This window comes from Campylobacter sp. 1569 (assembly GCF_024723675.1).
Lineage (GTDB): Bacteria > Campylobacterota > Campylobacteria > Campylobacterales > Campylobacteraceae > Campylobacter_D > Campylobacter_D jejuni_C.
In genome coordinates, this window is record NZ_JANQDB010000074.1 from 1 (window position 1) to 219 (window position 219).

The 219-nt window shown below is 25.1% G+C and carries 1 protein-coding gene; it reads left to right on the forward strand.

Annotated elements, in window-relative coordinates; translation table 11 throughout:
* Window positions 1–219 (forward strand): 6-hydroxymethylpterin diphosphokinase MptE-like protein (locus tag CAMP5060_RS08240; protein ID WP_337218217.1); only part of this gene is annotated, 219 nt, incomplete at both ends.

A 219-nucleotide genomic window follows, 5' to 3' on the forward strand; every position in this document is an offset into this window, starting at 1 on the left:
CATCTTTTGTGCTGATAGTGCCTATCCTATACTAGCAAAACATAATATAAAGCCTGATTATGTTTTATCCTTAGAAAGGATAGAAAAAACTTCTGAATTTTTCAATAATGACTTTAAAGAATTTGACAAAGATATATTATTTATTTTAACAAGTGTTATTCATCCAAACACTATAAAGTATCTAAAGAAAAATGATAGAAAATTTATGTTAGTGCATAG